Here is a 5,344-nt window from a genome sequence, read left to right as displayed (position 1 = left end):
CGAACCCGCAGATCAGCGCTTGCGCAGAATCACGCTACCGATCGAATACCCCGCGCCAAACGAACTCAACACCCCCAGCGAGCCCGCAGCCAAGTCATCCTGGTACAGATGGAAGGCGATCACCGAGCCCGCCGAACTGGTGTTGGCATAACGGTCCAGAATCACCGGCGCCTCTTCCTCGGCCACCTCACGCCCCAACAGCTTCTTGACGATCAGGTGGTTCATGCTCAGGTTGGCCTGGTGCAGCCAGAAGCGCTTGACGTCGTTGGGCTGCAGATCGTTCTCTTCAAGGTGCTGGCCGACGATCTCGGCCACCTTCGGGCACACCTCGCGGAACACCTTGCGGCCTTCCTGGATGAACAGTTTGTCCGCGGCGCCCTCGCCCTCCTCTGCCGCACGGTTGAGGAAACCGAAGTTGTTGCGAATGTTGTTGGAAAACTCGGTCCACAGCTTGCTGCTAACGATGTCGAACTGGTGCTTCGAGGTGGCCTGGTCGGCACGCTCGATCAGCACGGCAGTGGCGGCGTCACCGAAGATGAAGTGGCTGTCACGGTCACGGAAGTTCAGGTGGCCGGTGCAGACCTCTGGGTTGACCATCAGCACCGCACGCGCCTGGCCCAGCTGCACGCTGTTGGCGGCGGTCTGGATGCCGAAGGTGGCCGAGGAACAGGCCACGTTCATGTCGAAGGCGAAGCCCTGGATGCCCAGTGCCTGCTGCACTTCGATGGCGATGGCCGGGTACGGGCGCTGCAGGTTGGAACAGGCGACGATCACGCCGTCGACATCGGCGGCGGTGCGACCGGCGCGCTCCAGTGCCTGGCGGGCGGCGGCCACGGCCATTTCGCAAAGCACCGAGGGTTCGTCGTTGCTGCGCTCAGCCAGGCGCGGCTTCATGCGCTGCGGGTCAAGGATGCCGGCCTTGTCCATCACGAAGCGGCTCTTGATGCCCGAGGCCTTCTCGATGAAGGCGGCATCGGACAACGGCGCTGCCTCGATTTCACCGCGCTCGATGGCCGCGGCGTTGTCCTGGTTGAACTGCTGCGACCAGGTGTTGAAGGATTCCACCAGTTCTTCGTTGGAAATGCTCTGGGCCGGGGTATACAGGCCGGTGCCGCTGATCACGACGTTGTGCACGGTCGTTCCTCTGGTCAAAGGCCATCGCCATGCGGCGCAGGCCGGGAAAAGGGCAACATAATGGCACCTTGGTGCCAATTTACGGGCGAGGGCTGCGCCCTCGTTCGCGGGTAAACCCGCTCCCACAGCGATTGCATTACCTTGTGGGAGCTGGCTTGCCAGCGATGGGCCGCAAAGCGGCCCAAAATTCCAGCAAGTTTGCCACAAGTTGCAACGGTTAGGCTTCCACCTGGCTCCACTGCTTGCTCAGTCGCTTGTCGGAAACCGGCACTTTCGTTCCCAACTGCTGAGCGAACAACGAAACCCGGTACTCCTCCAGCAGCCAGCGGTACATCAGCAACTGCTCGTCACGCTTGCCCTCCTGGGCATGCTTGTCGGCACGGGCCTTGTACTGGGCCCAGCAATTGGCCAGTTCGCCACTCCACACCCGATCCTTCTGCACCTGCGACCCCAGCTTCTCCAGGCGCAGTTCCACCGCCTTGAGATAACGTGGCAGTTCCTTGAGCCAGACGCCCGGTGTCTCACGCACGAAGCCCGGGTAGACCAGGTTGGCCAGTTGCTGCTTGATATCGTTCAGCGCCACCGCCTGGCTCAGGTCGATCTTGCCCTTGAAGCGCTTCTGCAGGCCATGCCATAGCTTCAGCACCTCAAGGGTCAGGCGCGCCAGGCGTTCGGCATGCTCGGTCCAGCTGCCGCGCTTGCGCTCGGCCAGTGACGCCAGGCCGGCACCGTCGCGGGGCAAGGGGTCTTCGCCTTCAAGGATGCAGCTGTCGAGGCTGGCCAGCAGGATGTCCTCGACCAACGCCTCGACCCGCCCCAGCTCGCGGTACAGCAAGCCCAGCTCGGTCAGCCCCGGCAGCTTGCCGCGCAGGAACTTGGCCGGCTCGGCCAGCTGCTGCAGCAACAGGCGCTGCAGTGCGCGGCGGTGCTGGAACTCGGCTTCGGCCTGGGTGGAGAAACGCCCCTCGCGCACGCTGCCGTTGTCCTCGACCAACGCCGGGTAGACGGTCATCGACAGCCCGGCGATCTTCTGTTGGGCGGTCTGCGCTACCTGGGTGAAGGCCTTGGCCTGCACCGGCTGCTCGGCCTTCTCGTTGCGCGGCAGGGCCAGCGCCGCCTGGCTGGCGGCGGCGAAGCGCGCGGTCAGCTCGGCCAGGTCACGGCCCTCACCGAGGAACTTGCCCGCGGCGTCGACCACTTCGATGTTCATGCGCAGGTGGCCTTCCACCAGCCCGGCGGCTTCCGCCCAGGCTTCATCGGACACCCGTGCCCCGGTCATGCGCAGCAGTTCCTGCCCCAGGGCCTGCGGCAGGCCGCCCTGGCCGAAGGTCATGCGCGACAGCGCCGCCTTGACGAAGTCCGGCACCGGCACGAAGTTCTTGCGCAAGGCCTTGGGCAGGTTGCGCACCAGGGCAATGCACTTGGCCTCCAGCAGCCCCGGCACCAGCCATTCCAGGCGTTCGCCCGGCAGGTTCGGCAGCAGCGGCGCCGGCACCCGCACGGTCACACCATCGCGTGGGTGGTTGGGCTCGAAGTGATAGCTCAGCGACAGGCGCAGATCGCCCACCTGCAGATGGTCCGGGTACTGCGCGGCGGTCACCTCGCTGGCCTCGCGGGCCAGCACGTCTTCCTCGCGCATGATCAGCAGGTCGGCATCCTTCTGGCTGGTCATCCGGTACCAGGCGTCGAAGGTCGCGGTCTGGTGAATCTCTTGCGGCAGGCGCGCCTCGTAGAAGGCGTACAGCGTCTCTTCATCGGCAAGGATGTCGCGCCGGCGTGCCTTGGCTTCCAGCTCGTCGAGCTGCTCGAGCAGGCGTTTGTTGGCCGCCAGGCACTTGGCCCGCGACTGGATCTCGCCGCCGACCAGCCCCTCGCGGATGAACAGCTCCCGTGACGTGGCCGGGTCGATCGGGCCGAAGTGCACCGGCCGGCGGCCGACCACGATCAGCCCGTACAGGGTGATCTGCTCGTAAGCCACCACCTGCCCGCGCTTCTTCTCCCAATGGGGCTCGAAGTGGTTCTTCTTGATCAGATGGGTGGCCAGCGGTTCGATCCAGTCCGGTTCGATCTTGGCCACCATGCGCGCGTACAGCTTGGTGGTTTCCACCAGTTCGGCGGCCATCACCCACTGCGGGCGCTTGCGGCCGATGCCGGACGAGGGATGAATCCAGAAGCGCCGCTGACGCGCGCCCTGATAGTCGCCCTCTTCAGCCTTGTGGCCGATCTGGCTGAGCAGGCCGCTGAGGATCGCCTTGTGCATGCGTGGGTAATCGCACGGCTCTTTGTTCACCGTAAGCTGCAGGTCGCGGCAGATCAGCGCCAGCTGACGATGGGCATCGCGCCACTCGCGCAAACGCAAGTAGTTGAGGAAGTTCTTCCGGCACCAGTTGCGCAGCGGGTTGGCGGTCAGCGCCTGGCGCTGTTCCTCGAAACCGCGCCACAGGTTGACCAGGGCGGCGAAGTCGGAATCGACGTCCTTCCACTGGGCATGGGCCTGGTCGGCCGCCTGCTGGCGCTCCGGCGGGCGCTCGCGCGGGTCCTGCACCGACAGCGCACTGGCAACGATCAACACCTCTTGCAGGCTGCCCAGGCGTGCGCCTTCGAGCAGCATGCGGCCCAGCCGCGGGTCGATCGGCAGGCGCGCCAGTTGGCGGCCCAGCGGCGTGAGCTGGTTCTCGCGGTTGACCGCCGACAGCTCCTGCAGCAGGTTGAAACCGTCGCTGATGGCCTTGCCATCCGGCGGCTCGATGAACGGGAACGCGTCGATGGCACCCAGGCGCAGGTGCAGCATCTGCAGGATCACCGCCGCCAGGTTGGTACGCAGGATCTCCGGGTCGGTGAACGCCGGCCGGCCGTTGAAGTCCTCTTCGCTGTACAGGCGGATGCAGATACCGGGCTCGACCCGGCCGCAGCGGCCTTTACGCTGGTTGGCGCTGGCCTGGGACACCGCCTCGATGGGCAGGCGCTGGACCTTGGCGCGGTAGCTGTAGCGGCTGATGCGCGCGGTGCCGCTGTCGATGACATAGCGGATGCCCGGCACCGTCAGCGAGGTTTCGGCAACGTTGGTCGCCAACACTACACGGCGGCCGCTGTGGGACTGGAAGATCCGCTGTTGCTCGGCCGGCGACAGGCGCGCATACAGCGGCAGGATCTCGGTATGGCGCAGCTGCGCCTTGCGCAGGATCTCGGCGGCATCGCGGATCTCGCGCTCGCCGGGCAGGAACACCAGCACATCGCCCGGGCCCTTGCCCTGGCTGCGTTCGTGCTGGGCAATCTCATCGAGGGTGGCGAGGATCGCCTGGTCGACCGAGAGGTCGTCCTCGATCTGGTTGCCCTCCTCGTCCTGCTCGCTGGTCAACGGGCGATACCAGGTATCCACCGGGTACGTGCGCCCGGACACCTCGATGATCGGCGCGCCGTCGAAGTGCTTGGAGAAACGCTCCAGGTCGATGGTCGCCGAGGTGATGATCAGCTTCAGCTCAGGGCGACGGTGCAGAAGGGTCTTGAGGTAGCCCAGCAGGAAATCGATGTTCAGGCTGCGCTCGTGAGCCTCGTCGACGATGATCGTGTCGTAGCGCTCGAGGAAGCGGTCGTGCTGGGTCTCGGCCAGCAGGATGCCGTCGGTCATCAGTTTGACCAAGGTGTTGGAGTCGCTCTGGTCCTCGAAACGCACCTGGTAACCGACCAGCGCGCCCAGCGGCGTGCCGAGTTCTTCGGCGACCCGCGCCGCCACGCTGCGCGCGGCGATCCGCCGCGGCTGGGTGTGGGCGATCAGGCCATGGCTGCCGCGCCCCAGTTCCAGGCAGATCTTCGGCAACTGGGTGGTCTTGCCCGAACCGGTCTCGCCAGCGATCACCAGCACCTGGTGCTCGGCCAGGGCCTTCTTGATCTCGTCACGCTTGGCCGCAATCGGCAGGCTGTCGTCGTAACGGATGCTCGGCACGCTCTGCTGGCGCGCGGTGACCTGGGCAAAGGAGGCCTGGACCCTCTCCACCCACTGCGCAAGCTTGGCCTCGTCTGGGCGCTTGCGCAGCTCATGCAGTTGCCGCCGCAGGCGATGGCGGTCGGCGATCATGGCGTGGTCGAGGTTGTTCAGCAGTTGGTCGATGGCGTGGTCTGTCATGGGGCTTTTTAATGATGCAGCGGGCGCTGCTTATTCATGATCGGCATTCGAAGGGGCGGGATTGTCGCAGATTTGCCGTTTTTTTGC

2 protein-coding genes are annotated in these 5,344 nt (G+C 65.6%); both read right to left on the bottom strand.

Annotation, left to right across the window (positions count from 1 at the left end; genetic code table 11):
* Window positions 1-12: 12 nt before the first annotated feature.
* Window positions 13-1,134, bottom strand: a complete 1,122-nt coding sequence (locus tag ACQ4N9_RS26330) for a beta-ketoacyl-ACP synthase III (protein ID WP_279848915.1) — start codon at window positions 1,132-1,134, stop codon at window positions 13-15.
* Window positions 1,135-1,351: 217 nt separating this feature from the next.
* The gene (gene hrpA, locus ACQ4N9_RS26325; protein WP_390967194.1) at window positions 1,352-5,257 is read right to left on the bottom strand and encodes an ATP-dependent RNA helicase HrpA; all 3,906 of its coding nucleotides are present in this window, start codon (window positions 5,255-5,257) and stop codon (window positions 1,352-1,354) included.
* Between the last annotated feature and the right edge of the window lie 87 nt (window positions 5,258-5,344).

This window comes from Pseudomonas sp. ES1, from assembly GCF_050586605.1.
GTDB lineage: Bacteria > Pseudomonadota > Gammaproteobacteria > Pseudomonadales > Pseudomonadaceae > Aquipseudomonas > Aquipseudomonas sichuanensis.
Note: the sequence above shows the minus strand (reverse complement) of the source record. Positions and strands in the feature narration are given on the sequence as shown.